We start from the raw sequence: 25,679 nt of genomic DNA on the forward strand, positions 1-25,679 counted from the left end.
TGTCTACACCACCTTAATGTCTAGGGACATCGTATGCTCCCCTCCGGAAATTTTATGGCTGCATTGATCCACCAGGAACAGCTGCGTCTGGAATTCATCCAGCAGCACATAGATGAAATTTCCCGCCCTCACCCGTATATCGCCAATAGCCTGCACAGAGAGACTGACCTTCTCACGGTTATGCTGCTTAAGCAGATTGCCTGCCTTTTCCTGAATCTGCGCAGCATTCGCATTATCGTCCGCCTTCTGGTAGAGATGCAGGATACCCCAGCGCTTTACATTTTCTTTATCTGTGACCGGATAGAACTCGCGTTTGCCGGTCTTTTCGTTGTCCTGGTAGAGCAGAATCGTATTGTACGTATTATCGTCGATGCTTCTTTTCAGCGAATAATCATACAGGTAATGGCCTGCCCCCAGAATCACCTTCAGCAGCATGGACTGCGGACTGCGCAGCGTCAGCTTGCCAAAATCATCATAGAACGCCATCAACTGGCCTTTATATTGCAGCTCACTGCCGACCGCACCCATAATAATATCGAGCAGCTTTTTGCCGTCTTCGATCAGCGAGGGGATCTTGTACTCCGCCGGTTCCAGTAATCCAAGCCGCAAGCCGCGGTCTTTGGCAATGGTGCTGATCACCTCAGCCGCAGTAACGTCCTGAAGCACATAACTGCCATTGCCCAGCAGATAGCGGATCTGATCGTACGCCGTCAGCTTGATCTCCTGATTCGCCCCCGTGTCGATGCTGAAAACGAAGCCGTAGAATACATCGACTCCGTCTCTGCGGAACTGCACAATATCCCCGTTGCTGATCGCGAACTTTTTATGCTGATACATACCGCTGTCCACCAGCGTAAGCTCAAGCGTCGCAGGCTTGCCGGTCCGGGTGGTTTTCCACGTGATATCCGTAACGATTCCGGCAATATTCCAGATGGCGCCTTCCTTATTAATTATGATTAATTCCATCGCCACGGCCTCCTAAGACAGCTTGATCACTCGGCCAATTTTGAGCTTCTTCAGTTCACTGTCCGTGATATTGTTCAGCTTTTGCAGCGTTTTGGATTTACTGCCGTCACCGAGCAGCTTTTGGGCCACCGACCAGAGCGTATCCCCAGCTTTGAGTGTATAGGTAGCAGGTGCTGCCTTTTCGCTTGCCCGCTTCTGCTGCTTCTTCACTTCACCGGTGCTGCCCACCTTCACAGCTAGAGCCTGATAGAACACATACTTTTTGAGTCCAAGTGTATAATCGATATCCCCCGAGGATCCAGCACTCAGCTTCCAGGAGAAGTTCTCGATGCTGACCGCCATATTAATGCCAATATCCCCGGTAAAAGCCTGCTGCGCCTGCGCCCTGGCCTGCTTCAGCCAATCGGGAGTCTGCGTATTCTGCACGTTCGCCGATTTCAGCCCTGAGAAAACAAACCGGACCGGCCTGCGGCTCAGCATCCACTTGCGGATCAGCTCTACATACTCATAGGGCTTCAGCAGCTTACCGGCATTCTCGCCGGAGTACACCACGAACGGATAATATTGTGCCGGGAACATACTCTCAATCGTAATCTCCGTCAGCTTCGGATAAGCGATCGCATTGATTTCACCGAAATCCACTATGGTATAGCTTTTGCCATCGCTGTTCTCCTTGATCTCCAGCGTCTCAGGGTTCACCGGAAGCCGGATCACCTCTTCATAATTATTGAAGCTAAGATAGAATCCATACTCCTCCATGTTACGTGTACACCCCCTGCGCCGTAGAGACGAACTCCTCTTTCAGCTTTTGTCCGATCTTCGTGATGATGGAGTCAATATCGCCGGAATTATTAATATTTCCGGTTGTTACCTGCACCGTCGGCGTCAGCTCGACAAAATTCTGAATCGCCTGAATCTCCGCCAGCTCCCGCAGCATATCCAGATCATCGCTGGAGACATCGACCTTTTCATTGATCTTGCCTACCTCGCCTACCTTGCCGATATTACTCATGTTCGTGGCAGCAGTCTGGGCATTATTCGGAGAGGTATCCTCCTTTTGCTTGGCCGGCTCCAGCTTGGTATTAAATTTAGTAACGAGATCGTTTGCTTTACCCTTGTATTCCGCCACACTCTTGGAGGTATCCACGAGTTCCTTCTTCGGTGTATTGTATACATCCTTAGTCGATTTAGGTTCTACCAGAGTGCCTTGAACATTCTTGATCATATCACTGAAGACATGCGGGTTCTCCGTCTCAAGGAAGTTAGGCTTGAAATCAGCCAAGAATTCAAAGCCTGGAACTTTGCTTAACCACCCTGCCAGCGTTTGAACTCCTTTAAGCACGAAGTTTATACCCTCGGCTATGGCCTTGACGAAACCGCCTGCAAAGCTTTCAACACCTAATGCCATTTGATACATGAAGCCCAGGAAGTTCGTGGCCAGGTCATAAAACAGCTTTTGCACCGCATACGTCGGATCAATAAATAAGTTACGGAAGAAGTCTGCAAAGGAGACAAAGTTATTGTACAGACCGATTACAAAATTCTCTATGGTTGCCCTCAGCCAGCCAAATGCTCCCCCGATAAAAGCTACTACTGCGTCTACGGATACCCCCGCTTGCTGCAAAATATAAATTAGCAGTGCTACAGCAGCAACTATTAAAAGGATTGGCCACATGCCTACAAGCCACGCGGCAGCAAGACTATACAACTGCACAATCATCGCAGCTATGAAGACAATGGCAATGGCCGCAAGGATCGGCCCTACAACATCCCAATTCTCCTGAAAAGCTGTGAACATATACATGATGCCGTCCACCACTTCGCTAATCACCGTAGCAATGACCAAGAAGCCGTTCGCGATCAGATTTAGCGCCGTAGACATTCCTTCAGACTGAAACGCATTGTTCAAGGTATCCAGAATCGGACGCAGCGCAACGATCGCTTTTTGCCCCATCAATTCAACTGCGTTGTCCATATTGCCCTGCAGCTTGCCCCATTTCGCCTTATCTTCGTCAGAGGCATTGGCTACTACTGCCTTCGTGCCCAGTTCTTTGACCTTATCAAATACGCTTCCAAGGTCCAGTGCACCTAAGGAATCCTTTGCTTTGGAGAGAAAGCCGGGCTCCGCTGCTTTTTTCTCCTTCTCGGCCTTTTCTTTTTCCTTCTCTTCCGCCTTTTCCTTCTTCTTGTCCAAAATATACCCTACTGCTTTTTCACCCACGTACGTGATTAACTCGAACCCGCTGACATCCAGCGCCTTCATTATTTTTTGCACTTTTCCCATGAACCCGTTTTTTGCATCCCGGACATCATTATCACCTGGACCATCACCATCCGAACTGTCAGCAGAGCGGCGGGATCTTGACGAAGCACCTTCCTCGGACAGGCGTCTGGCTGCTTCCTGCGACTGCATGAATCCTTCCATAAAAGACTTGTTCTTCTCTTCATACACCCGCTCCAGGATCTGCTGCAGACCACTGAGCGAGTGACTGGCCCGGTTGAAATTCTGGTTCAGCCGGTCCCACTGTGAGTTTACATTTTGCCAGACTGTTAGTGCCGTTACAGGAACCAGCGCTGTACTTGTAATTTCCATTCATTCACCCCCTTCATCTCTTCTTCCCCTTGCTCCGTGCACGCTCCCGCTTCTCCTTGTCCACGCGTACGGAGATCATGGCATAGATCGCCGCGCGTTCGCGGACGGAGAGCTTCATCAGCTCATGCGGGAGAATATGCAGCTCATGGAGGGCGTAGTAGGCCAGATTCGCCTCACCATCGCCCTCGTTGATTAGTTTTTTACGTCATCCACCAGCTCGTTCATATCTGTGGCGAAGCCGTTCAGCGCCTGTACCCGCTCCCCAAGCGCCGCGAATTCTCCGGGCAGCAGCATTTTTCGCAGCAGCGATTCGGCGCCCATCACCCCGTAGGAGCGTTGAAGCTCTGTGTTCTTCAGATCCGGATGCACAATGCTTGCCGTCATCAGCTTCGCCATATATTCATTGGGATCAATGTCCGTCGTGTAGGTGCCGTTCTTTCCTTTGACCTTGCGGGTAGCCGCCTTACGGCATTCCTGGTTCTCTTCCTCATTCATACTGCGCAGCTTCCAGACGGCAGGGTTACCTTCCTTGTCCTTGAACCGCAGCGAGACCGCAAATTCCTCTGTTGTATCACAAGCCGCATTTTGCGCAAAAAACAAACTTAATTCACTCATGTCGTTCCTCCCGGATTCTTATTTTGTTAGGGCAACGAAGAGGCCCGTCGCAGAATACCGCCGCACAACGGCTATGGCTCCAATGATTATCCGGATACTTTGCGGGGCCTCCCGAACCTATTCATTCAATTACTCTTTTACAAACTGCGGATAGCCCGCTTATGCTTTATTGACCGGCATTTGCCGGAGCCGCGAAGGGCTGCACCAATTCCACATCCTCGAAGGTAAAAGCAACCTCTTCCTCCAGCGCATCCGACTCCGTATCCAGCGAAGCCATAATGACACTGTCCAGGTTGACATCCTTCAGCATGATGCGCTGGGCGCCCACGGTTGAGGACGGATCTTCATTGGTCACGATAATACTGAAGTATTGGTCAATCCCGGTCTTCATGTATTCCAGCATCATCTGGCGGAAACGGCTCGTCATATAAAAAATCGTCATCGTACCGCTGCCCGACCAGCCGGTCGCCTTATGCTGCACCCCGCGGCGTCCAAGCGTCTTCACTTCCGCCTTCTGCTTCTCTACTGTGGCTTCCAGGGTTTTGACATAGAACATCTCTTCTGTCTGTCCGTTAATTGTGGCATAGGCCCGGCCTTCCTGGCCGGACAGCGTATCGCTGGCTCTCAAGAATGTCATCTTAGACCACCTTCACTTTCATATATACTTTTTCTACGGAATCTACCGGCTTCACAGCTACCTCCAGCACTACGCTGTCACTGTCCGCTCCAGGAGTCACTACAATATCGCTCTGTGCATTGAAGTTCTCAATCGCACCAAGGTTCTGCAGATCATTCATATAAGTGACGCACTGCGACCAGAACAGCGCACGCCCGTCCTCATTATTCGGCAATTTGCCAATGAAGTAGCTCTCAAAAATCCGCTTCAAATCACCAGCGATCCCATCCAGCACCCGCAGCACGCGGTTCTTGGAGAAGGCCTTGCCTTTGTCTGTGGAGAAGGAGGTGAACGTGTTAATGTCCTGCTCCACTACTGCACGGCCTCCGCTATAGGTGAACAGCAGCTCTCCGTCTGTAAGTGCTTCTACAGTCTCGGAATGGCTGAAACGCACATCCGCATCTACAGCATCGTCATAGGCCTGATAAGTCAGAGATTCGTTCACAGCAGCGGCGGCAGTTGCACCGGCTACCCATGCCACGGCATGGGCTTTATCCACTACCGTCCCATCGCTCAGAATGACACCGTTCGCCACACTGATGATGCCTTCATGGTCAGCCGTAGCGTAATCGGACAAGACCGCCTGCACCTTCTTGCCCTCTGTATTACGCAGACGCTTCACATAGGCGCTATACAGCGACTTCAGCGTGTTATCCTGCGATACCAGACCTACCGTCTGGAAATCCTGAACCTCCAGCGCCGACAAGAACGCACTATGCTCCGCATTCGTAACCGTACCATTCGCCCCGCCTGCCAGCGGTAGTCCAGCGGTCACCGTCAGCGCACCGGCTTCATTCGGCTTAAATTCTACATAAGCGTTCGCAGCCAGACCGGAAGCAGCGTTTACCGTCTGCTTGTCCACTTCTGTCCCGTCCAGCAGCGTCCGGACATCGAACTTAGTAGCGTCATCGATATTTTTCTCGATCACTACCTTAAGCGCATTCCCGCGTTCCCCGCCATACCGCGCAGTCGCCTGAATTCCGTTATTGGTCACAGCAGCCTTCACACCCTGATTCAGACGATAGAGCAACAGTGTGCCTGCCCGCTTCAGCACCTCTCTTACCGGCAGCAGCTCTGCTGCCGTGAGATCGTAGCCCAGCTTTTGCTGGAAATCATCCTGTGCCGTAAGCTTTAGAATGACTCCCGCAGGCCCCCAAGGCAGTGCAAGTGCCAAGGCAGCCGTACCGCGTTCTCCCATTTTCCCTGCCACAATACCGTTCGAGGCCACATTTACGTATACCCCCGGACGCACCTTGTTTTGTGTTGTCCATGTTCCTCCAGCCATTAGATAACCTCCTTATTTAGATAACGCTCCATTAAGTGCTTAGCCTCTTCCAAGGTGTAGCTCCCGTCCTCTTGCAGAACTACCTCCAGTACATCCTTTTCCTTAGGGCCGAACAGGGCCGAGTTCCTGATCTGCTTTTTCCCAAAAACATCCGGTCCCCCGCTCCAGCGTCCCTGCTCACTTGCCGTCATTTCCTTAGAACTCATTTCAGCCGCGCCCCTTCTGTGAAGTGTCCCATCAGCTCTGCCTCTTCCTCCGGCTGCTTCTGCTTCTGGAGATAAAGCATATAGTCCACGGTGAACAGCGCGCCCCGTTCCTCTGCTCCGGCAACCCAGGACTGGCGCACCACCCGATAAGCGGGATTCACACTTTCTCTTGCGTCCAGCGCCTCACAGAGCCCGTCAGCTATAGCCTCTGCATCCAGCAGACTGCCTTGCTCATAGCGGATACCGAAGCGGTAGACCGCCATGTATCTTCCTTCACGCTGCCTGTCGTAGGTTGCCGAGAGCAGCTCCAGCCTGAAGTAGGCTGACTGCGGCTTATCCCCTTCCACATAGACAGGAATATCCGGGAAAAACTGCTCCAGCGCAGCAGTGATATTCCCCCGTAGATGTTGTACCGTCATGATTTCATTCCTCTCATGATTAGATGTGGTAATCCCTCCTGCCTTTCTTGAAGTCACCCGCGGATTCGATTCAGGAAGAATAGGACCCGTCTTGTATCCGGCAATGACCGAAGGAGCTTTCACCGCGCTTGTCTGCCGGCCTGTCTTAGGCTTCGATGAGGTGGAGCATTCATGCTCCTGCGGTGTCCTTCTGCTTCATTTGCCATGTTATAATCATAGACCCCCTGAGACCTTGCGCAGACGCTATTACAGAGGAATTAGCGATAACTTCCGGTGGTACTAGGGATGGTAAAAGGCGGTCCCCTCATCTGAAACAAAAAGCCGCATCACCCAAAGCGGGCAATACGGCCATGTCGATTACATATGGTAGCTGCATGTTGTCAAAAGGATTTCTGCTCCTTAGGCAGGTTCCCTCCAACCGGGGTCTTCGTGAGCGTAGCCAGAGACAACAGCTGCAGATCAGCAAGTGCAAGCGCCATCTTATAGAACGCCTTCGACCTTATTTTCACATAAGTATCCTTGCTCACCGGAGGATCGAACACATGATTGTATATCGTGTAGTCGTAGCTCTCCTCTCTGCGCATGTATCTCTCCCGCACCAGTTGTTGTTCCCTCTGGGTAAGCCGCTCTACAACCGAATCAATCACAGCACAGTACGCCCGTCTTGCAGCAGGCACATCTACATTATGCGTGGCAATCGCTGCTGTCTGATCAGTAACCGTATGGGTTGCGCCATGGAACCGTTCCGTATAGGAGTACGTAATCCCGGCCTCTTTAGCCTCAAACGTTACAGATTTGAAAATCCGGTACTTCTCCAGCATATTCTCTATAGTGACCTGAGTTCGGCGGCGGTCAAGCTCGGGCAGCGAAGATAGAATCATCATTTATACCACTCCTTAGATGTTATACAGATTTAAGAACTTTGTTGCGGACCTTTCCGGCCAAATGTGTTAAAATTCTACTTGTTCGTATACTGTTCGCCTTTTTTCATAATATACCACTTATCTACCAATTCAGTAAAACCTCATTTTAGCCCGTTTTGCAGCACAAACAAGCTAAATGCATGCCCATTCTTACCTTTTGGCAATAATAGACTCTTTATTGTTTACCTATTGGCATAAATAGCTTATAGTAAGTACAACAGCTTTTTAGGTGATTAGGGATAAGGAGTGGTTATCGATGGCAGAGGAATTCGGATACTATCTGAGACAGCTTCGGGAAGGAAAGGGATTGACCATTAATCAGCTGGCAGCGCTTGCCGGTATCAGTGGAGCCCAAATCTCACGAATCGAGAATGGATTACGGGGTGTCCCCAAGCCGGCTACCCTGCGTAAGATTGCTGAAGCGACCGATGTGTCGTACGAGGAGCTGATGGGCCATGCCGGTTATTTAACCGAGACTGAGAGCAGTACAGAGGGCGCTGTGCCTGCCTGGGCCACCAGCAAGGATAAGCGGGACTTCCGCCAAATGCTGGAGGATGATGGTGAGCTGATGTTTGACGGAATTCCCCTGAACAAGGAGGATAAGCAGCGGATCAAGGACGTATTAACCGGCTTGTTCTGGGAGGCAAAGCAGATGAACAAGCGGACCAAGCCCAAGCACGATCCAGGCAAGGAGTAAGTACCAGGCAATCCAACTACTATTAACATGCTGCGGGTGAAGAATATGGATGAGCTAATCAAGCGTTTGGTCAAAAAATACAATACCAGCAGCCCCTTCGAGCTGGCTGAAGCACTGGGGATTCACATCCGGTTCATGCATCTGGGTGACGGCACCAAGGGCCTCTACTATCGGAAGTTAAGAAGAAGGTTCATCGTCATTCATAACCAGCTGCCGCTGGAGTGGCAACGATTCGTATGCGCCCATGAACTCGCGCATGACCGTCTGCACAAAGGGGTCAACCGTTTTTTTCTGGAGGAGAATTCGTATTTCTCGCCAGGCAAGCTGGAGCGGCAGGCTAACCTGTTCGCGGTTAAGCTGCTATCGGTCGGCACTGCCATTGAGCAGGATGAGTCCCTACAGAGCTATTATGCAAGGATTGGCATCCCGGCTGAGGTTGTCTTTTTTTTAGACGATTAAAGGAACATACGTTCCTTTAATGACGCAACAAAAAACTCTTACCGCAGTAAGAGTTCATTAGCCAGCCATAAGCTGTTCGATCGGGATGACACGATTTGAACATGCGACCCCCTGGTCCCAAACCAGGTGCTCTACCAAGCTGAGCTACATCCCGAAACTATGAGATTATTATGGAGCGGGTGATGGGAATCGAACCCACGCTATCAGCTTGGAAGGCTGAAGTTCTACCATTGAACTACACCCGCAAAGGTGAAATATCGGGATGACACGATTTGAACATGCGACCCCCTGGTCCCAAACCAGGTGCTCTACCAAGCTGAGCTACATCCCGTTAATAATTAATGAAGTAATAATGGCGCGCCCTGAGAGATTCGAACTCCCGGCCTTTTGATTCGTAGTCAAACGCTCTATCCAGCTGAGCTAAGGGCGCAAAAAATTTGGAGCGGACGACGGGAATCGAACCCGCGACCCTCGCCTTGGCAAGGCGATGCTCTACCGCTGAGCCACGTCCGCAAATAAGTGGTGCGCGTGAAGGGACTTGAACCCCCACGTCTTACGACGCCAGATCCTAAGTCTGGTGCGTCTGCCATTCCGCCACACGCGCATGAAGCAATAAAAGTGAGCCATGAAGGACTCGAACCTTCGACACCCTGATTAAAAGTCAGGTGCTCTACCAACTGAGCTAATGGCTCATATTTGGCAGGGGATATAGGATTCGAACCTATGATGACGGAGTCAGAGTCCGTTGCCTTACCACTTGGCGAATCCCCTACAATAGATACCTATATAATGCCCACAATCTCCCTCAAATATCAAGAACATTATGGTGGAGGCTGAGGGGTTCGAACCCCCGACCCTCTGCTTGTAAGGCAGATGCTCTCCCAGCTGAGCTAAGCCTCCATATGTATGGTGACTAATAAGGGTACTAGTTAAAAATGGTGACCCGTATGGGATTCGAACCCATGTTACCTCCGTGAAAGGGAGGTGTCTTAACCCCTTGACCAACGGGCCTTAAAAAATTTGTGGAGCTCTCAACCGGATTCGAACCGGTGACCTCTTCCTTACCATGGAAGCACTCTACCTGCTGAGCTATGAGAGCATGGCTCCCCGAACAGGACTCGAACCTGTGACAACTCGATTAACAGTCGAGTGCTCTACCAACTGAGCTATCAGGGAATATTGTCCGCTTGGCAACGTCCTACTCTCCCAGGACCCTTCGGTCCAAGTACCATCGGCGCTGGAGGGCTTAACGGTCGTGTTCGGGATGGGTACGTGTGGAACCCCTCCGCTATCGCCACCAAACGGGCATTTACAGCGTAAATGCTTCAGGAATTTGATTCCTGAAAACTGAATCCGAAACGAATCTGCGTGTTAAAAGTTTGGATAAGCCCTCGACCGATTAGTATTGGTCAGCTCCATGCATTGCTGCACTTCCACCTCCAACCTATCTACCTCGTCGTCTTCAAGGGGTCTTACATACTGGGAAATCTCATCTTGAGGGGGGCTTCACGCTTAGATGCTTTCAGCGCTTATCCCGTCCGTACGTAGCTACTCAGCCATGCTCCTGGCGGAACAACTGATGCACCAGCGGTACGTCCATCCCGGTCCTCTCGTACTAAGGACAGCTCCTCTCAAATTTCCTGCGCCCACGACAGATAGGGACCGAACTGTCTCACGACGTTCTGAACCCAGCTCGCGTACCGCTTTAATGGGCGAACAGCCCAACCCTTGGGACCTACTTCAGCCCCAGGATGCGATGAGCCGACATCGAGGTGCCAAACCTCCCCGTCGATGTGGACTCTTGGGGGAGATAAGCCTGTTATCCCCAGGGTAGCTTTTATCCGTTGAGCGATGGCCCTTCCATGCGGTACCACCGGATCACTAAGTCCGACTTTCGTCCCTGCTCGACTTGTAGGTCTCGCAGTCAAGCTCCCTTATGCCTTTGCACTCTGCGAATGATTTCCAACCATTCTGAGGGAACCTTTGAACGCCTCCGTTACTCTTTAGGAGGCGACCGCCCCAGTCAAACTGCCCGCCTGACACGGTCCCCGTACCCGATGAGGGCACTAGGTTAGAACCTAGATACGATCAGGGTGGTATCCCAACGGCGCCTCCGCAGAAGCTTGCGCTCCTGCCTCCACGGCTCCCACCTATCCTGTACAGATCGTACCCAAATTCAATATCAAGCTGCAGTAAAGCTCCATGGGGTCTTTCCGTCTTGTCGCGGGTAACCTGCATCTTCACAGGTATTAAAATTTCACCGGATCTCTCGTTGAGACAGCGCCCAAGTCGTTACGCCATTCGTGCGGGTCAGAATTTACCTGACAAGGAATTTCGCTACCTTAGGACCGTTATAGTTACGGCCGCCGTTTACTGGGGCTTCGGTTCACAGCTTCGGATTGCTCCTAACCGCTCCCCTTAACCTTCCAGCACCGGGCAGGCGTCAGCCCGTATACTTCGCCTTGCGGCTTCGCACAGACCTGTGTTTTTGCTAAACAGTCGCTTGGGCCTTTTCACTGCGGCCCCCTCGGGCTATTCACCCTACCGAGGCACCCCTTCTCCCGAAGTTACGGGGTCATTTTGCCGAGTTCCTTAACGAGAGTTCTTCCGCGCGCCTTAGAATTCTCTTCTCGCCTACCTGTGTCGGTTTGCGGTACGGGCACCTTCTCCTGGCTAGAGGCTTTTCTTGGCAGTGTGAGATCATGACCTTCGCTACTATAATTTTCGCTCCCCATCACAGCCTAGCCTTACGATGTGCGGATTTGCCTGCACACCAGCCTCACTGCTTAGACGGACATCCATCAGTCCGCGTCACTACCCTCCTGCGTCACCCCATCGCTCATAGCGGATTACGGTGGTACAGTAATTTCAAACTGTTGTCCTTCGACTACGCCTGTCGGCCTCGCCTTAGGTCCCGACTTACCCTGAGCGGACGAGCCTTCCTCAGGAAACCTTGGGCTTTCGGCGGATCAGATTCTCACTGATCTTTTCGTTACTCATACCGGCATTCTCACTTGTATGCTGTCCAGCGCTCCTTACGGTACACCTTCAACCTACATACAACGCTCCCCTACCCCAGATGCAAAGCATCTAGCCATAGCTTCGGTGGTGTGTTTAGCCCCGTTACATTTTCGGCGCAGAGTCACTCGACCAGTGAGCTATTACGCACTCTTTCAATGGTGGCTGCTTCTAAGCCAACATCCTGGTTGTCTGTGCAACTCCACATCCTTTCCCACTTAACACACACTTGGGGACCTTAGCTGATGGTCTGGGCTGTTTCCCTTTTGACAATGGATCTTAGCACTCACTGTCTGACTCCCGGCAAGAAGTAAATGGCATTCGGAGTTTGACTGAGCTTGGTAACCCTTGCGGGCCCCGCACCCAATCAGTGCTCTACCTCCACCACTCCATTCACCGAGGCTAGCCCTAAAGCTATTTCGGGGAGAACCAGCTATCTCCGAGTTCGATTGGAATTTCTCCGCTACCCCCACCTCATCCCCGCATTTTTCAACATGCGTGGGTTCGGGCCTCCAGTGCGTGTTACCGCACCTTCACCCTGGACAGGGGTAGATCACACGGTTTCGGGTCTACGTCCACATACTCAGTCGCCCTATTCAGACTCGCTTTCGCTGCGGCTCCGGCTTCTCACCTTAACCTTGCATGTTAAACGTAACTCGCCGGTTCATTCTACAAAAGGCACGCCATCACCCATAGAAAGGGCTCTGACTTTTTGTAAGCACACGGTTTCAGGTTCTATTTCACTCCCCTTCCGGGGTGCTTTTCACCTTTCCCTCACGGTACTGTTTCACTATCGGTCGCCAGGTAGTATTTAGCCTTAGCAGATGGTCCTGCTGGATTCATACGGGGTTTCACGTGCCCCGCACTACTCGGGATCCGTCTCGGAGAGAACACAGTTTAGGCTACAGGGCTTTTACCTCTATCGCGGGCCTTTCCAGACCTCTTCGCCTACCATATTCCTTTGTAACTCCATGTGAGACGTCCCACAACCCCAAGAGGCAAGCCCCTTGGTTTAGGCTGTTCCGCGTTCGCTCGCCGCTACTGACGGAATCACTATTGTTTTCTCTTCCTCAGGGTACTTAGATGTTTCAGTTCCCCTGGTCTGCCTCTGCATTTCCTATGTATTCAGAAATGAGTAACTGCGAATTACCACAGCTGGGTTTCCCCATTCGGACACCCCCGGATCAAAGCTTGCTTACAGCTCCCCGAGGCAGTTTCGTTGTTCGCCACGTCCTTCGTCGGCTCCTGGCGCCTAGGCATCCTCCGTGTGCTCTTAGTAGCTTAACCAATGCGTTTTCCCTAAGGAAAATCGCTAGTATCGCCATTAATATGAAACTTGTTTACACAAGTTCAGCTTAAAGGAATGTTCTAAAACGCAAATTCGTTTCGGTATCCAGTTTTCAAGGATCAAGTTGCTGTTATTATGAAACAATCACGACTGTGATGTTCGGAATAACAGACAATGTGCATATACTGTTGTAAAACATGATTGGTGGAGCCAAGCGGGATCGAACCGCTGACCTCCTGCTTGCAAGGCAGGCGCTCTCCCAGCTGAGCTATGGCCCCATATAATCACCCCAAAAAGTGAGGTGTAGCTTCGAGGTTAATTCCGATTACTTTTCGGGGACCCCGGTACTTGCTATTCAATTCCAGATTGTTATATGGTGGGCCTTGGTGGACTCGAACCACCGACCTCACCCTTATCAGAGGTGCGCTCTAACCAACTGAGCTAAAAGCCCATATAACAAAACTTGCATTAGTGAAACAATCAATGAATTGATTGTTCGCTTGGCGGCGTCCTACTCTCCCAGGACCCTTCGGTCCAAGTACCATCGGCGCTGGAGGGCTTAACGGTCGTGTTCGGGATGGGTACGTGTGGAACCCCTCCGCTATCGCCACCAAACGCATACGAAAGAGACTTGCTCTTTCAAAACTGAACACGAGTGAGTGTTCGAACCCGAAGGTTCTATTGTGGAAGCAAAGCTTCCGATTTGAATGTCTTCATTGCAGAAGACGATTCTCCATAGAAAGGAGGTGATCCAGCCGCACCTTCCGATACGGCTACCTTGTTACGACTTCACCCCAATCATCTACCCCACCTTCGGCGGCTGGCTCCCTTGCGGGTTACCCCACCGACTTCGGGTGTTGTAAACTCTCGTGGTGTGACGGGCGGTGTGTACAAGACCCGGGAACGTATTCACCGCGGCATGCTGATCCGCGATTACTAGCAATTCCGACTTCATGCAGGCGAGTTGCAGCCTGCAATCCGAACTGAGACCGGCTTTGCTGGGATTGGCTCCACCTCGCGGCTTCGCTTCCCGTTGTACCGGCCATTGTAGTACGTGTGTAGCCCAGGTCATAAGGGGCATGATGATTTGACGTCATCCCCACCTTCCTCCGGTTTGTCACCGGCAGTCACTCTAGAGTGCCCAGCTTCACCTGCTGGCAACTAAAGTCAAGGGTTGCGCTCGTTGCGGGACTTAACCCAACATCTCACGACACGAGCTGACGACAACCATGCACCACCTGTCTCAACTTTCCCCGAAGGGCACCTGATGCATCTCTGCTTCGTTAGTTGGATGTCAAGACCTGGTAAGGTTCTTCGCGTTGCTTCGAATTAAACCACATACTCCACTGCTTGTGCGGGTCCCCGTCAATTCCTTTGAGTTTCAGTCTTGCGACCGTACTCCCCAGGCGGAGTGCTTACTGTGTTAACTTCGGCACCAAGGGTATCGAAACCCCTAACACCTAGCACTCATCGTTTACGGCGTGGACTACCAGGGTATCTAATCCTGTTTGCTCCCCACGCTTTCGCGCCTCAGCGTCAGTTACAGCCCAGAAAGTCGCCTTCGCCACTGGTGTTCCTCCACATATCTACGCATTTCACCGCTACACGTGGAATTCCACTTTCCTCTTCTGTACTCAAGTCACCCAGTTTCCAGTGCGACCTCAGGTTGAGCCCAAGGTTTAAACACCAGACTTAAATAACCGCCTGCGCGCGCTTTACGCCCAATAATTCCGGACAACGCTTGCCCCCTACGTATTACCGCGGCTGCTGGCACGTAGTTAGCCGGGGCTTTCTTCTCAGGTACCGTCACTCCGGCAGCAGTTACTCTACCGGACGTTCTTCCCTGGCAACAGAGCTTTACGATCCGAAAACCTTCATCACTCACGCGGCATTGCTCCGTCAGGCTTGCGCCCATTGCGGAAGATTCCCTACTGCTGCCTCCCGTAGGAGTCTGGGCCGTGTCTCAGTCCCAGTGTGGCCGTTCACCCTCTCAGGTCGGCTACGCATCGTCGCCTTGGTGGGCCGTTACCCCACCAACTAGCTAATGCGCCGCAGGCCCATCCCCAAGCAGCAGATTGCTCCGCCTTTCATTCTTCTCTCAGGAGAAAAAAGAAATTATCCGGTATTAGCTACCGTTTCCGGTAGTTATCCCAGGCTTGAGGGCAGGTTGCCTACGTGTTACTCACCCGTCCGCCGCTAAGTCTGAAAGGAAGCAAGCTTCCTCTCAAACTCCGCTCGACTTGCATGTATTAGGCATGCCGCCAGCGTTCGTCCTGAGCCAGGATCAAACTCTCCAAATTGGTATTTAGAAAGAGCGATTGCTCACTTTGAAACATCTGACGAGAATTTACATTCTCATTTTTGGATCTCGCCGAAGCGATTTCCCACTCACTCGTTGTTCAGTTTTCAAAGATCAATGTCTCATTTTAGCTCTTCACCGCATCTCAGCGGCGACCTTCATAATATATCATAGTGTTTCGTTGTTTGGCAAGCTTTTTTTTGAAAAAGTTATTTTTCATTATTTCTTGCCTGCGTCTTCTCTTTAAACATTCAAAAGGAGCGCGAGATATAATGTATCATGTCGGCTCCCTTTTCGTCAAGCTATTTCATTCATTTTATTTATTCCGGTTATCAGCCTGCTTCAGCCTAGTGCTTGAACTGAGAAGAACGTCCACCCCATGCATACTTAGACAGCTCTTTCTGTGGAGCAAATCGTGCATACATACGGAAAACTGTTTTATATCGATTGGCAATCGCATGCCTAATGTTCTGATCTAAACGCTGATCACTCATATCCAGCAGCATCTCATCCAGCTCTTTGCGCAAAACATAGTCCAGCTCCTTGCATTCCTTCTCATTGAATAACATCCCCAACATATGCTTGGCCTCCTTCATGAAATTCATAGTTATCCAAAACCATCAAACGCCGTTTCATCTCAATCAAAAAAGCCATTTGATGTGGGAAGCTCTATTGAAGTGCTTACACTAAATTAACCGGAGTATTGAACCTATAACCATTATCATAAGAAAATTCCATTTATGGACTCTCTTTATTCAACCTGGCAGCAGATCCAAATGTTTCGGCTTTACTGTTATGCACAATTCCCCAAGATTTTATGATAAAAGCCAAAATGTAATTGTGCTCTCGATGATTGCTGCCACAAATAACAGAATCACAATCCAGACCGAAGCGGTGAAGGTCTGCCGCATAAAGGCCTGCCAATTCATTGCCCCTTCCCCGCTCCGCTTCATCGCTCCAAAGAGTGCAGAGAGCACCTTACTGCCGAACTTCAGCCCAAAGGCGCAGGCAATGATGATGGCCGGAATCTCAATGATGCCATGCGGCAGCAGTCCTTTTACAATCAGCGTGAACAGATCCTGTCCCTGTATCGCGGACAAATGAATCAGATAGCCGATAACCGCACCGTTGATGAGCAGGAAGAATGCCGGCAAGAGGCCGAATAAGGCGCCCAGATAAATGATGACTACGCTTTTGATACTATTGTTCAGAAAAATGAATACAAAAAAGCTCCACTGCGGATTGGACGACTCTCTAAGGTTCCCGCTAATCTTACTGATCCCCTTCAATTGCTCATTCAGCAGCTGCTGAAGACTACCTGTGCCGAGCCAGCCCAAGATTCCCCCGGCTATGAACAGGATTGTGGCCATTAGGAGCGCGGTGCGAATTGTCCTTAGATCCTTGATAAATGTATTAAAAGATAACATGCGTACCTCCTGATTTGGACTCTGCCGAATTGCATTTCGTATGGAATGATTCATATCTGAGGTCATAAGCGCCCTGTACGAGCATACATTTAGAACAAACAAGCATTTCGCATGGGAGAGGAGCGCTGACATTATGAATTCTTTTTATGTATTTAGCGGCAAAAAGATCAAACGGTTCCTGTACATTTTTGCTGCTGCGCTTCTTACCGCCGGCGTTGTCTATGTGGAGAGGGGCAATATCACCGTATTCTCTGAAGCTGCCCCTTCTGCCATTTACAGTGTGCCGACGGAAAAGAAGCTGATCGCCTTAACCTTCGATATCAGCTGGGGAGAGAAACGGCCTGAGCCGATTCTGAAGGTGCTGGAAGACAAAAAGGTGGATAAAGCGACATTCTTCCTGTCCTCGCCTTGGAGCAAAACCCATCCTGAGATCGTTACAAGCATCAAAGACGCCGGGTTCGAGATTGGCAGCCACGGTCACAAGCATGTGAACTACAGTACGCTAAGCAATGATGAAATCCGCACGCAGATCAGTACTGCCCATACAGTATTGACGGAGCTAACCGGTTCTCAGCCCAACCTGATCAGAATGCCTAACGGTGATTTTGACAAAAGAGTCCTGCAGGTGGCCACCGATCTCGGCTATAAAGTCATTCAATGGGACACGGACTCACTGGACTGGAAGAACATCGGTGTGGATAACATCGTTAACCGTGTAACGAGCAAAGCCCATCCCGGAGATATTGTGCTGCTGCATGCCAGCGACTCCTGTAAACAAACGCATGAAGCCTTGCCTCAGATTATTGATAAGCTCCGCAGTCAGGGGTATGAGTTCGTAACCGTCTCTGAGCTAATCAGCCAAAGCAGTGCAAACGGTAAGGAAGTCCGCGATTCAGCCTTGCTGAATAATGGCCTGGAAGACGCTGCAGGAATGTAACTCCCTTACCTGTGTATGGCATCAGTGACGCGGTGAGATCAGCTGAGAGATATCAGGCGTCGGTGTATTCAGCTTCGGGTAGCTCAGGTCAAGCCCCTCCAGCGTTTTGACCACAATCTTCAGGGCCAGATAGTTGCGGTACCAGCGGTGATTCGCCGGAATCCAGTACCATGGAGCCTTATCTATACTGCTCTCCTGGAAAACGTCCTCATACGCCTTTTGATAATCGTCCCAGTATTCGCGTTCCTGCAGATCACTGGCATCGAATTTCCAGTGCTTCGCCGGATCTTCAAGCCGCTCCTTAATCTTCTCCAGCTGCTTCTCTTTGGAGATATGCAGAAAGAGCTTAATGACCGTCGTTCCCTCTTCCGCCAGCATCTCCTCGAACTGGCGGATGTAGCGGAACCGCCGCTTGGCATCCTCCTTGCTAAGACTGCCATGCACGCGGGGCACCAGCACATCCTCATAATGCGAACGGTTGAATGCGGCAATATAGCCTTTGGGCGGGGTCTTCATATGAACTCTCCACAGGAAATCGTGCGCTTCTTCCTCCAGTGAAGGCTTCTTGAAGCTGGTTACGATGAACCCCTGCGGATTGATGCCGGAGAAGATGTGTTTGACGGTTCCGTCCTTACCGCTTGAATCCATTCCTTGCAGGATGACCAGCAGCGAATGCTTTTTCTGTGCAAAAAGGATATCCTGCAGCTTGACCAGCCGTTCCTTCAGCTTCTCCATTTTGGCTTCGGCTTCTTCTTTGGATTTGAAGTCTCCCCGTTCATCAGGATCGAGGTCCTTCAGGCGTGTTTCACTGGTGTCTTTTATCATATAGCACTTGATGTTCATATATTCCCTCCTCCACTCTGTTCTTTAAGATTAACCTCTTCATCTTCATTCTAACCGCTCCCCACAGGCAATGCCAAAACCCCGCCTCCCTGGTTGTATACAGAGGGGCGGGGTTTTGAGCATGATTGCTATGGTCCGATTGTGGCCGGCTTCAGTACACGGTGCAGCATCAGAATCTGGAAGGCATTACAGGCGATAAGCGGTACAAGAATAAAGATGGTGGCGCTGTCCACGCCGATCCGCAGCACACCGATAATCTCCACTATAGTGATGGCTGTCATGAAAAAAAAGGTCGGGACCCAGGCTGACGCGTTCGTGCTGCGAATTTTGAGCCAAGATACAATAAGTGCAGTGAACAGAATTGCCACGCCTAGCGTCAAATCCGTCCGGGCGCTCTGGTCTCCGCTGACAAAGGTGCGCAGGAACATCAGCTCAAACAACGCCAGCACGGCCAGCACCAGCTGTATGTAACGCCACGCCTTGCGCGGGAACACCCCGATGCCCGTATAGTTGAGGATCAGATATGCAAAAAATCCGAGCTGGGCGTATACGCTTACAAGCACTCCGTAGCCCAAAAGAATGAGGGAGTACAGGAGAAGATCGGCAGTGCCTTTAAATTGTATACCGCCATTCCCTATCTGCAGAGCAAGTCCAGCAATGACAGCCCCGCCTGCACCGATCAAAAGCGTGGTCCAGAACAAATAAAACCATTTTCTCAAGCTCAGCGCTTCCACCTCCCCGTGTCAGATTTATTTTACCAAGGTTACCGTCAAAAAACCATTCCGCTTCAACATAAATGTGCCCTGGCGCGGCATACTACAATCAGTAATTCTATAAAGGAGGGCAGCGCCAATGAAATGGAGGGCTATCTGGTCTGGAGGCTTGGCACTTGGCTTGATAATCACCTTGACGGCCTGCGGGGGCGAACAGAGCAGTTCTTCTTCGGGACAAGGCGGATATAAGGAAATGAAGACGATGGTTGTCGATATATTGAAAAGTGATGAAGGGAAAAAGGCTGTAGAGGAGGCCTTATCTACTCCAAGCTCAGAAGAGGGCGGCAGCGCCGCCAGCGGCTTAAGCATGAAGATGATGCCTATGCAAACCACGGAGCAGATCCGGCTTGCTGTTAAAGATACCCTCACCGCGCCGGAGTATCAGAAGGAAATTGAAAAAATCATGACTGATCCGCAGTTTGCCGGCGATTTCGCCAAAGCGATTAATAAACAGAGCAAGGAACTTCATCTTCAATTGATCAAGGACCCCACTTATCAGAAGTCAGTTGGAGAAATTATGAAGTCGCCCGAAATGACGAAAATGTTCCTCGATCTTACGAAGACTCCGGATTACCGCAAGCAGTCCATGACGATTATGCAGGAGGCTATGCAGAACCCGCTATTCCGTATGGAAGTACTTACGCTTCTCAAATCCGTGGTCCAGGATGAACTGCAGCCTAAGGTTGAGAAAAAGGATGGGGGTAAAGGCGGCAGCGGCGGGGAGGACAAGCAGGGCGGTGACAGCCAGAAGCAGGAAGGCGGAGACGATTCCGGTTCGGGTTCTTAACCAAGTGGAAACGGCATTGCCGTCCTTCTTATATTTTAAAATAAGGCCTTGCCCCGTGGATGGGACATGGCCTTATTTGTTTATGTGCATGGCAAAGCCAAGGATGATTATTGCTCGTACTTGGCAATCAGCTTGTCTGCAATGTCTGCGAACAATATTCCGGTAGCCGTATCCGCCTTATATACTGACGGTGAGAAGTCCGGCTCGGAAATATGGTTGTCCGGGGCACCCAGCGGCACCTGGGCCAGCAGCTCTGTATGCAGCGTTTCCGCCAGACGGGCTCCGCCGCCTCTGCCGAAGATATAATCCTTTTTGCCGCAGGAGGAGCATTCGTAGTACGCCATATTCTCAATGACGCCAAGAATCTCATGCTCGGTCTGCAGAGCCATAGAGCCTGCTCTCGCTGCCACAAAGGCAGCTGTAGCATGAGGGGTAGTGACAATGATCTCCTTGCTGTGCGGCAGCATCTGGTGGACATCAAGGGCCACATCGCCCGTACCTGGAGGCAGATCCAGCAGCAGGTAATCGAGTTCCCCCCAGCCGACATCGGCGAAGAACTGGCGCAGCATTTTGCCAAGCATCGGTCCTCTCCAGATTACCGGACTATTCTCCCGGATGAAGAAGCCCATCGACATGACCTTGACACCGAAGCGTTTTACCGGAATAATCGTTCCTTCTTCCACGATCGGCCCTTCTTCAATTCCCATCATGTCCGGGATACTGAAGCCATAAATATCTGCATCGATCAGGCCGACTCTCTTACCCTTACGGGCCAGTGCCACCGCCAGATTCACGGTTACTGTTGATTTTCCGACCCCGCCCTTGCCGCTGGCGATCGCGATGAAGTTCACCCCTGAGTTCTCGTTAATCAGCTCATGCCCCTCAAGGCCTGCTGCGTGTCCTTTGAGCTTCTCCCCTTCATCTGAATCCGGCTCGTCCCCGCTGCCCTCTCCGCGAAGCATAGCCCGTTCATAATCGGTGGCATCACGCAGGCGGATATGAATCTGTTCTGCCCCGCCCGCCGTAAGCAGGTCACGTACCTGCTGCTCCAGCTCCATCCGCTTCTTCTCATCCGAATCCAGACATACGATGGATAACGAAATACGGTCCTCTTTGATCATGATATCGCGGATTAACTGTAGTTCGATCAGGCTTTTTCCGGATTCCGGGTCTGTAAGCGGCTGTAAAAGTTCCTGAATTTGTTCCCTGGTCTGCATGGAAAGCACCTCTGTTCCTATCCGGCGGTAAGCCCCGGTATTTGTACCTATTATAGCATTACCCCCGGAGGGAAGAGTAGTCCCACCCTATGCTGCTATGGCTGCTCGGAGCTGTACCGCAGGATGCCCCGGTAGATGCTGGTTGCCACCTTCCGCTGATACAGATCATCCCCTAGGAGCAAGGACTCCTGAGGATGTGACAGGAAGCCTACCTCAACGAGCACAGACGGCATCTTTAACACTTTTAACAAATAAATGGTATTCGCTGTCTTCGCCACGCGGTCCGTATTCTCAAGTGTAGCTCTCAGCTCATCCTGAACCAGCCCGGCCAAGGCCTTGTTCCTCTCGCTGCTTGGATAATAGAAGGTCTGCGCCCCGCTCCAGCGGTTGGAGGGAATACTGTTCATATGTACGCTGACAAACAGATCGGCGCCCTTCTCTTCAATGCTCCGCACCCGCTGCTTCAGATCCTCCGTCTTGCGTCTTGCGTACCCCTTGGTGCTGCCCTGGGCCAGATCATAATCGCCTTCACGGGTCATCACCACAATCGCCCCAGCCTGCTGCAGATAATCGCGTAGATACAGCGACACGGAGAGATTGATATCCTTCTCAATCAGGCCTGAGCGGCTCACTGCTCCCCCGTCCGGTCCCCCATGACCTGCATCAATGGCAATCACCTTGCCGGAGAGCGGCAGGCTCCAATAATTGACCGTCTTGGCAGTCGGCATGTCGTAGGCGATGATTCCGATCATTATCGTGAGCAGCACAGCGCCCAGGATACCTTTTTTGATGCTGCGCCAAGAGATCCAGACCGAGACTTTATGCTTCTGCCCTCCAGACATAACAAAGACCCCCTCGTCCCGATAGATTCTACTCATCTATATGGGACAAGAGGGCCAAATAGTACTGGCTCTCAGGAGTTTACAGAGACTTCCGGTGACATACCTTCAATCAGAATCTGCGCCACCTCAGGGCGAGTGAATTCAGGAGGCGGACACTGTCCGTCACGCAGCAGCGCACGTACCTTCGTACCGGAGAGCGTCAAATGCTGGTCTGCCGGGTGCGGACAGGTTTTGCTGGAGGCCATGTTGCCGCACTTCACACAGAAGAAGCTGTGCTCGAAGAATAGCGGTGTAATCCCAAGCTCCTCGGCGGTGAAGTTAGCAAAGATCTCCTGTGCTTCATACGTACCGTAATAATCTCCCACACCTGCATGGTCACGCCCGACAATGAAGTGTGTACAGCCGTAATTCTTGCGCACCATGGCATGGAAAATGGCTTCACGAGGGCCCGCATAACGCATCGCTGCCGGGAAGACGCCTAGGAACGTACGGTTCTCCGGGTAATAATTCTCCAGCAAGGCCAGATAACTCTTCATCCGCACGTTGGCCGGAACATCATCCGACTTGGTCTCCCCTACCAGGGGATTGAGGAACAGGGCGTCTACAACCTCCATAGCGCACTTCTGGATATACTCATGCGCACGATGTACCGGGTTACGCGTCTGGAAGCCTACAACAGTTCTCCAGCCTTTATCTGCGAAGATCTGGCGGGTCTCGGCGGGGTCAAAATAGAATTCAGCAAATTTCTCCGGCTGCGGGCGGTTCAGTACCGTTATAGGTCCGCCTACATAGGTCGCTGGACGGGACAGCAGCTTGCTGACTCCGGGATGTGCGGGATCGGTTGTTTTGAACACATTGTGTGCCTCAACCTGTTGGTCTACTGCGTAGATGCTCTCGATATCCATTAAACCGTAGATGATATCATCGTGTTCGCCTTTGAGTGCCACTCTGTCGCCTATTGCAAGAGTCGCTGCCTGCTCGTCACCTATAGCCAGCGTAACCGGTATACTCCATACGGTTCCGTTAGCCAGGCGCATATTGCTTACTACCGAGTGATAATCCTCTTCGTTCAGGAATCCGGTGAGCGGCGAGAAGGCACCTACACCAATTAAATCCAAGTCAGATAAGGTCCATGTATTGAGGGCAATCGATTGATGGCCTGAAGCTTGCTTCAGCAGTTCTTCTCTCTCTTCACCGTCTGCGATGCGCCGGATCAGCGTTCCTCCGTGAGGAAGTATTGAAGTCATCCCTGTTCTCTCCTCCTGTGCAATGCCTGTGTGTGCTGTATAGAGTGCTGGTAACTTAGTGCGTGCGGGTAAATAAGTTCGGATAAATTAGTGATCATATCTGAGCGATATTTATTTAGGCGTATCTTATTTGTGTAGTCCGCATTCTGTCTTGTCCGAACCAGACCATCTGCCGGCACGCGGATCTTCACCAGGCATAACAGCCCGGGTGCATTGCTCACAGCCGATACTCGGGAAATTGCGGTCATGCAGCGGATTGTAGACTACATCATTCTCGCGGATATAATTCCACACATCCTCTGTAGTCCAGTTCGCAATCGGATTGAACTTGACCAGCCCGAACTTATTATCATATTCTATCTTCTTCGCATTGGCCCGGGTAGGGGCTTGGTCCCGGCGAATCCCGGTAATCCAAGCGTCGTATTGTGAGAGAATACGGGTCAGCGGTTCTACCTTACGGATCGCGCAGCACTGGTTAGGGTCAGTATTCCATAGGGCCTCCCCATACTGCAAGGCCTGCTCCTCCACCGTAATCTGCGGCGACACCCGGACGAATTCCATCCCGTACTTATCAGCCATAATATCTCTAGTCTCATAGGTTTCCTTGAAATGATAATCCGTATCTAAATAGAATACATCTGTCGAAGGACTCACCTTCTGAATCATATCCACCAGCACAACATCCTCTGCCCCGAAGCTGCAGGCAAAGGTTATATTAGGAAAGGTCTCTACCGCCCAGCGGATAATCTCCTCAGGAGAAGCATTCTCCAGCTCTTCCGCTTTCACTTTGATTAAATCCTCTTTCTCGAGCAGGTTCATCTTAGTTTCCTCCATCCGGATATCGTCAAGATCGAAACCTACGAGGTTAATCCCGACTAATTCTATAAGATATAGTATATCCGTTTATCAGGCGAAGTCAATGGGTTTTGTTCAATTTGGAAGAAAGTATTTGTGAACATTAGTATTCTGGAGAAAAACAAAAAAGCTCCCAGCCATAAAGGCCAGGAGCTTCCATTCCTTGAGAACAAGGGAATCTTAACGTTTCGAGAACTGTGGAGCGCGACGAGCAGCTTTGAGGCCGTATTTCTTACGTTCCTAAATAACACAATACGATTAGTTCCGATTCCCGCATATAATAGGTAGTTTTTCGTTTTTAGTTCCGATTAATTCCGATCATTTCTGATACAAATAGAGTCAAAATAGAGTCACGGACTCAGGCTCAATAAGCTGGGTCCTCCACTTTCAAAATGTCTCGGAACGGTACCTTTACAGTATCATTATAACCCTGTCGAATGTGAATTAACTGCTTGTCACCGTCAAGTTTTTCAACAGTCCCCTGAACAGCCCCTTGTTTGTAAACGAGTAAAATTAATGGCTTATCCGTCTGCTTTGCTTCCTGAAGTCTTTCAGCGATTTCCTGCTGTGTGAATTCATCCAACTTGGGGCGGTCGTCATTTTTTCGTTTGCTCGATGGCTTGGGTATAGCTGTCATTTCTCATCACCCTTTCGAACATTTGTTCCTGTATTATATACAAATAAACGTTCGCATATCAATAGCTTGGAGGAATTAATATGAATATAGAATTTATGACGCTCCTGCAGTTTATTGACATCTTTTTTGATCCAAAGGACTACGGAAGCTGGCGTTACTATGATCGCCCCGTTCTCAATCCCCAGCAAGCCGTAGAGGTCGCGCAATGGTATCCTATCGGAATCCCTCATGCTATCGCCTTATACCGGTATGCTGACATATGCCGCTGGGAAGAAGCCGGTGAGTCGTACGGTAGGCCAGTAATTGTAATCAAGCACAAGCCGTATGACATGCTGAGGTAAGGAAAATTTTCCCGAATACTCTGACACGCATAGATAATGCGCAATTATTTGTTGACGCGCATAATCTATGCGTGTTATAATATAATAGAAGGGGGGGGAGATAATGGGGAAGCAAAGAACATTACGGCAAGTACTTAAGACCTTGAGAAAAGAAGGCTTCGCACCTTCACCGAATCACGGTCATGGCGGCAGCCACCAGCGCTGGATACACAAGGAAGACCCTACCCGGTATGCGGACGTAAGCAGCCACAGCAGCGGGGACGTGTTAGCCAAAGGTACTTTAAAGAGCATGGAACGAACTTCCGGGGTTGAGTTTTAACCCCGGGGGT

Annotated in this window: 24 protein-coding genes, 14 tRNA genes and 4 rRNA genes; 6 read left to right on the plus strand and 36 right to left on the minus strand. The window is 50.9% G+C overall.

The window, feature by feature from the left end; translation table 11 throughout:
- Positions 1-3: 3 nt before the first annotated feature.
- From NST69_RS27230 to NST69_RS27270, 9 genes are all read right to left on the minus strand, one after another.
- Positions 4-966: a hypothetical protein gene (locus NST69_RS27230; RefSeq protein WP_036724531.1), complete on the minus strand. Its 963-nt coding sequence runs from the start codon at positions 964-966 to the stop codon at positions 4-6.
- A gap of 12 nt (positions 967-978) precedes the next feature.
- Positions 979-1,725, minus strand: coding sequence for a LysM domain-containing protein (locus NST69_RS27235; protein WP_209879681.1), 747 nt, complete (start codon positions 1,723-1,725; stop codon positions 979-981).
- A 1-nt stretch (position 1,726) separates the two neighbouring features.
- Positions 1,727-3,559 carry a hypothetical protein gene (locus NST69_RS27240; protein ID WP_342547619.1) on the minus strand — a complete coding sequence of 611 codons (1,833 nt, stop codon included), beginning with the start codon at positions 3,557-3,559 and terminating at the stop codon, positions 1,727-1,729.
- A gap of 192 nt (positions 3,560-3,751) precedes the next feature.
- On the minus strand, positions 3,752-4,174 hold the full coding sequence (locus NST69_RS27245; protein ID WP_036696211.1) for a phage portal protein: 423 nt from the start codon (positions 4,172-4,174) through the stop codon (positions 3,752-3,754).
- A gap of 166 nt (positions 4,175-4,340) precedes the next feature.
- A complete protein-coding gene (locus NST69_RS27250) occupies positions 4,341-4,811 on the minus strand; it encodes a phage tail tube protein (protein ID WP_036724540.1) in 471 nt (156 codons plus the stop codon).
- Position 4,812: 1 nt separating this feature from the next.
- Positions 4,813-6,135 carry a phage tail sheath family protein gene (locus NST69_RS27255; protein WP_342547620.1) on the minus strand — a complete coding sequence of 441 codons (1,323 nt, stop codon included), beginning with the start codon at positions 6,133-6,135 and terminating at the stop codon, positions 4,813-4,815.
- Positions 6,135-6,341 carry a hypothetical protein gene (locus NST69_RS27260; protein ID WP_342547621.1) on the minus strand — a complete coding sequence of 69 codons (207 nt, stop codon included), beginning with the start codon at positions 6,339-6,341 and terminating at the stop codon, positions 6,135-6,137. The genes NST69_RS27255 and NST69_RS27260 overlap by 1 nt, the downstream gene beginning before the upstream one ends.
- Positions 6,338-6,760: a DUF6838 family protein gene (locus NST69_RS27265; RefSeq protein ID WP_342547622.1), complete on the minus strand. Its 423-nt coding sequence runs from the start codon at positions 6,758-6,760 to the stop codon at positions 6,338-6,340. The genes NST69_RS27260 and NST69_RS27265 overlap by 4 nt, the downstream gene beginning before the upstream one ends.
- Before the next feature lie 380 nt (positions 6,761-7,140).
- A complete protein-coding gene (locus NST69_RS27270) occupies positions 7,141-7,641 on the minus strand; it encodes an ArpU family phage packaging/lysis transcriptional regulator (RefSeq protein ID WP_342550227.1) in 501 nt (166 codons plus the stop codon).
- Positions 7,642-7,939: 298 nt separating this feature from the next.
- On the opposite strand from NST69_RS27270, the gene NST69_RS27275 reads away from it, so the two are divergent.
- Positions 7,940-8,380 (plus strand): transcriptional regulator, encoded by a 441-nt coding sequence (locus NST69_RS27275; RefSeq protein ID WP_036724549.1) that lies wholly within the window; start codon positions 7,940-7,942, stop codon positions 8,378-8,380.
- A gap of 45 nt (positions 8,381-8,425) precedes the next feature.
- The gene (locus NST69_RS27280) at positions 8,426-8,839 is read left to right on the plus strand and encodes an ImmA/IrrE family metallo-endopeptidase (RefSeq protein ID WP_036696270.1); all 414 of its coding nucleotides are present in this window, start codon (positions 8,426-8,428) and stop codon (positions 8,837-8,839) included.
- Between the two features lie 80 nt (positions 8,840-8,919).
- Here the strand turns inward: NST69_RS27280 and NST69_RS27285 are convergent.
- From NST69_RS27285 to NST69_RS27380, 20 genes are all read right to left on the minus strand, one after another.
- Positions 8,920-8,993, minus strand: a tRNA-Pro gene (locus tag NST69_RS27285).
- A 17-nt stretch (positions 8,994-9,010) separates the two neighbouring features.
- Positions 9,011-9,084 (minus strand) — tRNA-Gly (locus NST69_RS27290).
- A 12-nt stretch (positions 9,085-9,096) separates the two neighbouring features.
- Positions 9,097-9,170: transfer RNA gene (locus tag NST69_RS27295), tRNA-Pro, on the minus strand.
- A gap of 22 nt (positions 9,171-9,192) precedes the next feature.
- Positions 9,193-9,269 (minus strand) — tRNA-Arg (locus NST69_RS27300).
- An 8-nt stretch (positions 9,270-9,277) separates the two neighbouring features.
- Positions 9,278-9,352 (minus strand) — tRNA-Gly (locus tag NST69_RS27305).
- Between the two features lie 7 nt (positions 9,353-9,359).
- Positions 9,360-9,443, minus strand: a tRNA-Leu gene (locus tag NST69_RS27310).
- Positions 9,444-9,458: 15 nt separating this feature from the next.
- A tRNA-Lys gene (locus tag NST69_RS27315) sits at positions 9,459-9,531 on the minus strand.
- Positions 9,532-9,536: 5 nt separating this feature from the next.
- Positions 9,537-9,610, minus strand: a tRNA-Gln gene (locus NST69_RS27320).
- Positions 9,611-9,663: 53 nt separating this feature from the next.
- A tRNA-Val gene (locus tag NST69_RS27325) sits at positions 9,664-9,739 on the minus strand.
- Between the two features lie 36 nt (positions 9,740-9,775).
- Positions 9,776-9,850 (minus strand) — tRNA-Glu (locus tag NST69_RS27330).
- Between the two features lie 12 nt (positions 9,851-9,862).
- A tRNA-Thr gene (locus NST69_RS27335) sits at positions 9,863-9,938 on the minus strand.
- A gap of 1 nt (position 9,939) precedes the next feature.
- Positions 9,940-10,015: transfer RNA gene (locus NST69_RS27340), tRNA-Asn, on the minus strand.
- 9 nt (positions 10,016-10,024) lie between these two features.
- Positions 10,025-10,141 (minus strand): 5S ribosomal RNA (gene rrf, locus NST69_RS27345).
- Positions 10,142-10,218: 77 nt separating this feature from the next.
- Positions 10,219-13,144 (minus strand): 23S ribosomal RNA (locus NST69_RS27350).
- A gap of 203 nt (positions 13,145-13,347) precedes the next feature.
- Positions 13,348-13,423: transfer RNA gene (locus tag NST69_RS27355), tRNA-Ala, on the minus strand.
- A 96-nt stretch (positions 13,424-13,519) separates the two neighbouring features.
- Positions 13,520-13,596: transfer RNA gene (locus NST69_RS27360), tRNA-Ile, on the minus strand.
- Between the two features lie 47 nt (positions 13,597-13,643).
- A 5S ribosomal RNA gene (rrf, locus tag NST69_RS27365) occupies positions 13,644-13,760 on the minus strand.
- A gap of 124 nt (positions 13,761-13,884) precedes the next feature.
- Positions 13,885-15,445 (minus strand): 16S ribosomal RNA (locus NST69_RS27370).
- The 16S, 23S and 5S rRNA genes sit together here with 14 tRNA genes alongside, the layout of an rRNA operon.
- Positions 15,446-15,791: 346 nt before the next feature.
- The gene (locus tag NST69_RS27375; RefSeq protein WP_036692450.1) at positions 15,792-16,022 is read right to left on the minus strand and encodes a hypothetical protein; all 231 of its coding nucleotides are present in this window, start codon (positions 16,020-16,022) and stop codon (positions 15,792-15,794) included.
- A gap of 237 nt (positions 16,023-16,259) precedes the next feature.
- A complete protein-coding gene (locus NST69_RS27380) occupies positions 16,260-16,871 on the minus strand; it encodes a stage II sporulation protein M (protein ID WP_036721766.1) in 612 nt (203 codons plus the stop codon).
- Between the two features lie 133 nt (positions 16,872-17,004).
- On the opposite strand from NST69_RS27380, the gene pdaB reads away from it, so the two are divergent.
- Positions 17,005-17,808 (plus strand): polysaccharide deacetylase family sporulation protein PdaB, encoded by an 804-nt coding sequence (pdaB, locus tag NST69_RS27385; RefSeq protein ID WP_036721768.1) that lies wholly within the window; start codon positions 17,005-17,007, stop codon positions 17,806-17,808.
- Between the two features lie 21 nt (positions 17,809-17,829).
- Here the strand turns inward: pdaB and NST69_RS27390 are convergent, their stop codons facing one another.
- Both NST69_RS27390 and NST69_RS27395 read right to left on the minus strand, forming a co-directional pair.
- Positions 17,830-18,651 (minus strand): PPK2 family polyphosphate kinase, encoded by an 822-nt coding sequence (locus tag NST69_RS27390; protein WP_342547623.1) that lies wholly within the window; start codon positions 18,649-18,651, stop codon positions 17,830-17,832.
- A 128-nt stretch (positions 18,652-18,779) separates the two neighbouring features.
- Positions 18,780-19,376: a KinB-signaling pathway activation protein gene (locus tag NST69_RS27395; RefSeq protein WP_339314997.1), complete on the minus strand. Its 597-nt coding sequence runs from the start codon at positions 19,374-19,376 to the stop codon at positions 18,780-18,782.
- A 127-nt stretch (positions 19,377-19,503) separates the two neighbouring features.
- Here NST69_RS27395 and gerD point away from each other — a divergent pair, with 127 nt between their 5' ends.
- On the plus strand, positions 19,504-20,211 hold the full coding sequence (gene gerD / locus NST69_RS27400; RefSeq protein ID WP_342547624.1) for a spore germination lipoprotein GerD: 708 nt from the start codon (positions 19,504-19,506) through the stop codon (positions 20,209-20,211).
- Between the two features lie 107 nt (positions 20,212-20,318).
- Here gerD and NST69_RS27405 read toward each other — a convergent pair whose 3' ends face one another.
- The 5 genes from NST69_RS27405 to NST69_RS27425 all read right to left on the minus strand — a co-directional run bounded on the left by NST69_RS27405 (position 20,319) and on the right by NST69_RS27425 (position 25,009).
- A complete protein-coding gene (locus NST69_RS27405; protein WP_342547625.1) occupies positions 20,319-21,428 on the minus strand; it encodes an Mrp/NBP35 family ATP-binding protein in 1,110 nt (369 codons plus the stop codon).
- Positions 21,429-21,523: 95 nt separating this feature from the next.
- Complete coding sequence (gene cwlD / locus NST69_RS27410) at positions 21,524-22,270, minus strand: N-acetylmuramoyl-L-alanine amidase CwlD (RefSeq protein ID WP_036721779.1); 747 nt, start codon at positions 22,268-22,270, stop codon at positions 21,524-21,526.
- Positions 22,271-22,341: 71 nt separating this feature from the next.
- Entirely contained in the window at positions 22,342-23,517 is a 1,176-nt protein-coding gene (gene sat / locus NST69_RS27415) for a sulfate adenylyltransferase (protein WP_342547626.1), read from the minus strand.
- 126 nt (positions 23,518-23,643) lie between these two features.
- Positions 23,644-24,336 (minus strand): phosphoadenylyl-sulfate reductase, encoded by a 693-nt coding sequence (locus NST69_RS27420; protein WP_036721783.1) that lies wholly within the window; start codon positions 24,334-24,336, stop codon positions 23,644-23,646.
- A 400-nt stretch (positions 24,337-24,736) separates the two neighbouring features.
- Positions 24,737-25,009: a YolD-like family protein gene (locus NST69_RS27425; protein WP_342547627.1), complete on the minus strand. Its 273-nt coding sequence runs from the start codon at positions 25,007-25,009 to the stop codon at positions 24,737-24,739.
- Between the two features lie 80 nt (positions 25,010-25,089).
- Between NST69_RS27425 and NST69_RS27430 the strand changes: the two genes are divergently transcribed.
- Entirely contained in the window at positions 25,090-25,350 is a 261-nt protein-coding gene (locus NST69_RS27430; RefSeq protein ID WP_342547628.1) for a hypothetical protein, read from the plus strand.
- A 103-nt stretch (positions 25,351-25,453) separates the two neighbouring features.
- A complete protein-coding gene (locus NST69_RS27435; protein ID WP_342547629.1) occupies positions 25,454-25,669 on the plus strand; it encodes a type II toxin-antitoxin system HicA family toxin in 216 nt (71 codons plus the stop codon).
- The last annotated feature ends 10 nt before the right edge of the window (positions 25,670-25,679 follow it).

Origin of the sequence: Paenibacillus sp. FSL P2-0089, assembly GCF_038595095.1 — a bacterium.
GTDB lineage: Bacteria > Bacillota > Bacilli > Paenibacillales > Paenibacillaceae > Paenibacillus_AQ > Paenibacillus_AQ silagei.

What these genes read in the sequence shown, in the direction of transcription:
- NST69_RS27230 (WP_036724531.1), bottom strand. Translation starts at nt 966, where the DNA reads ATGGAATTAATCATAATTAATAAGGAAGGCGCCATCTGGAATATTGCC.
- NST69_RS27235 (WP_209879681.1), bottom strand. Translation starts at nt 1,725, where the DNA reads ATGGAGGAGTATGGATTCTATCTTAGCTTCAATAATTATGAAGAGGTG.
- NST69_RS27240 (WP_342547619.1), bottom strand. Translation starts at nt 3,559, where the DNA reads ATGGAAATTACAAGTACAGCGCTGGTTCCTGTAACGGCACTAACAGTC.
- NST69_RS27245 (WP_036696211.1), bottom strand. Translation starts at nt 4,174, where the DNA reads ATGAGTGAATTAAGTTTGTTTTTTGCGCAAAATGCGGCTTGTGATACA.
- NST69_RS27250 (WP_036724540.1), bottom strand. Translation starts at nt 4,811, where the DNA reads ATGACATTCTTGAGAGCCAGCGATACGCTGTCCGGCCAGGAAGGCCGG.
- NST69_RS27255 (WP_342547620.1), bottom strand. Translation starts at nt 6,135, where the DNA reads ATGGCTGGAGGAACATGGACAACACAAAACAAGGTGCGTCCGGGGGTA.
- NST69_RS27260 (WP_342547621.1), bottom strand. Translation starts at nt 6,341, where the DNA reads ATGAGTTCTAAGGAAATGACGGCAAGTGAGCAGGGACGCTGGAGCGGG.
- NST69_RS27265 (WP_342547622.1), bottom strand. Translation starts at nt 6,760, where the DNA reads ATGACGGTACAACATCTACGGGGGAATATCACTGCTGCGCTGGAGCAG.
- NST69_RS27270 (WP_342550227.1), bottom strand. Translation starts at nt 7,641, where the DNA reads ATGATTCTATCTTCGCTGCCCGAGCTTGACCGCCGCCGAACTCAGGTC.
- NST69_RS27275 (WP_036724549.1), top strand. Translation starts at nt 7,940, where the DNA reads ATGGCAGAGGAATTCGGATACTATCTGAGACAGCTTCGGGAAGGAAAG.
- NST69_RS27280 (WP_036696270.1), top strand. Translation starts at nt 8,426, where the DNA reads ATGGATGAGCTAATCAAGCGTTTGGTCAAAAAATACAATACCAGCAGC.
- NST69_RS27375 (WP_036692450.1), bottom strand. Translation starts at nt 16,022, where the DNA reads ATGTTGGGGATGTTATTCAATGAGAAGGAATGCAAGGAGCTGGACTAT.
- NST69_RS27380 (WP_036721766.1), bottom strand. Translation starts at nt 16,871, where the DNA reads ATGTTATCTTTTAATACATTTATCAAGGATCTAAGGACAATTCGCACC.
- pdaB (WP_036721768.1), top strand. Translation starts at nt 17,005, where the DNA reads ATGAATTCTTTTTATGTATTTAGCGGCAAAAAGATCAAACGGTTCCTG.
- NST69_RS27390 (WP_342547623.1), bottom strand. Translation starts at nt 18,651, where the DNA reads ATGAACATCAAGTGCTATATGATAAAAGACACCAGTGAAACACGCCTG.
- gerD (WP_342547624.1), top strand. Translation starts at nt 19,504, where the DNA reads ATGAAATGGAGGGCTATCTGGTCTGGAGGCTTGGCACTTGGCTTGATA.
- NST69_RS27405 (WP_342547625.1), bottom strand. Translation starts at nt 21,428, where the DNA reads ATGCAGACCAGGGAACAAATTCAGGAACTTTTACAGCCGCTTACAGAC.
- cwlD (WP_036721779.1), bottom strand. Translation starts at nt 22,270, where the DNA reads ATGTCTGGAGGGCAGAAGCATAAAGTCTCGGTCTGGATCTCTTGGCGC.
- sat (WP_342547626.1), bottom strand. Translation starts at nt 23,517, where the DNA reads ATGACTTCAATACTTCCTCACGGAGGAACGCTGATCCGGCGCATCGCA.
- NST69_RS27420 (WP_036721783.1), bottom strand. Translation starts at nt 24,336, where the DNA reads ATGAACCTGCTCGAGAAAGAGGATTTAATCAAAGTGAAAGCGGAAGAG.
- NST69_RS27425 (WP_342547627.1), bottom strand. Translation starts at nt 25,009, where the DNA reads ATGACAGCTATACCCAAGCCATCGAGCAAACGAAAAAATGACGACCGC.
- NST69_RS27430 (WP_342547628.1), top strand. Translation starts at nt 25,090, where the DNA reads ATGAATATAGAATTTATGACGCTCCTGCAGTTTATTGACATCTTTTTT.
- NST69_RS27435 (WP_342547629.1), top strand. Translation starts at nt 25,454, where the DNA reads ATGGGGAAGCAAAGAACATTACGGCAAGTACTTAAGACCTTGAGAAAA.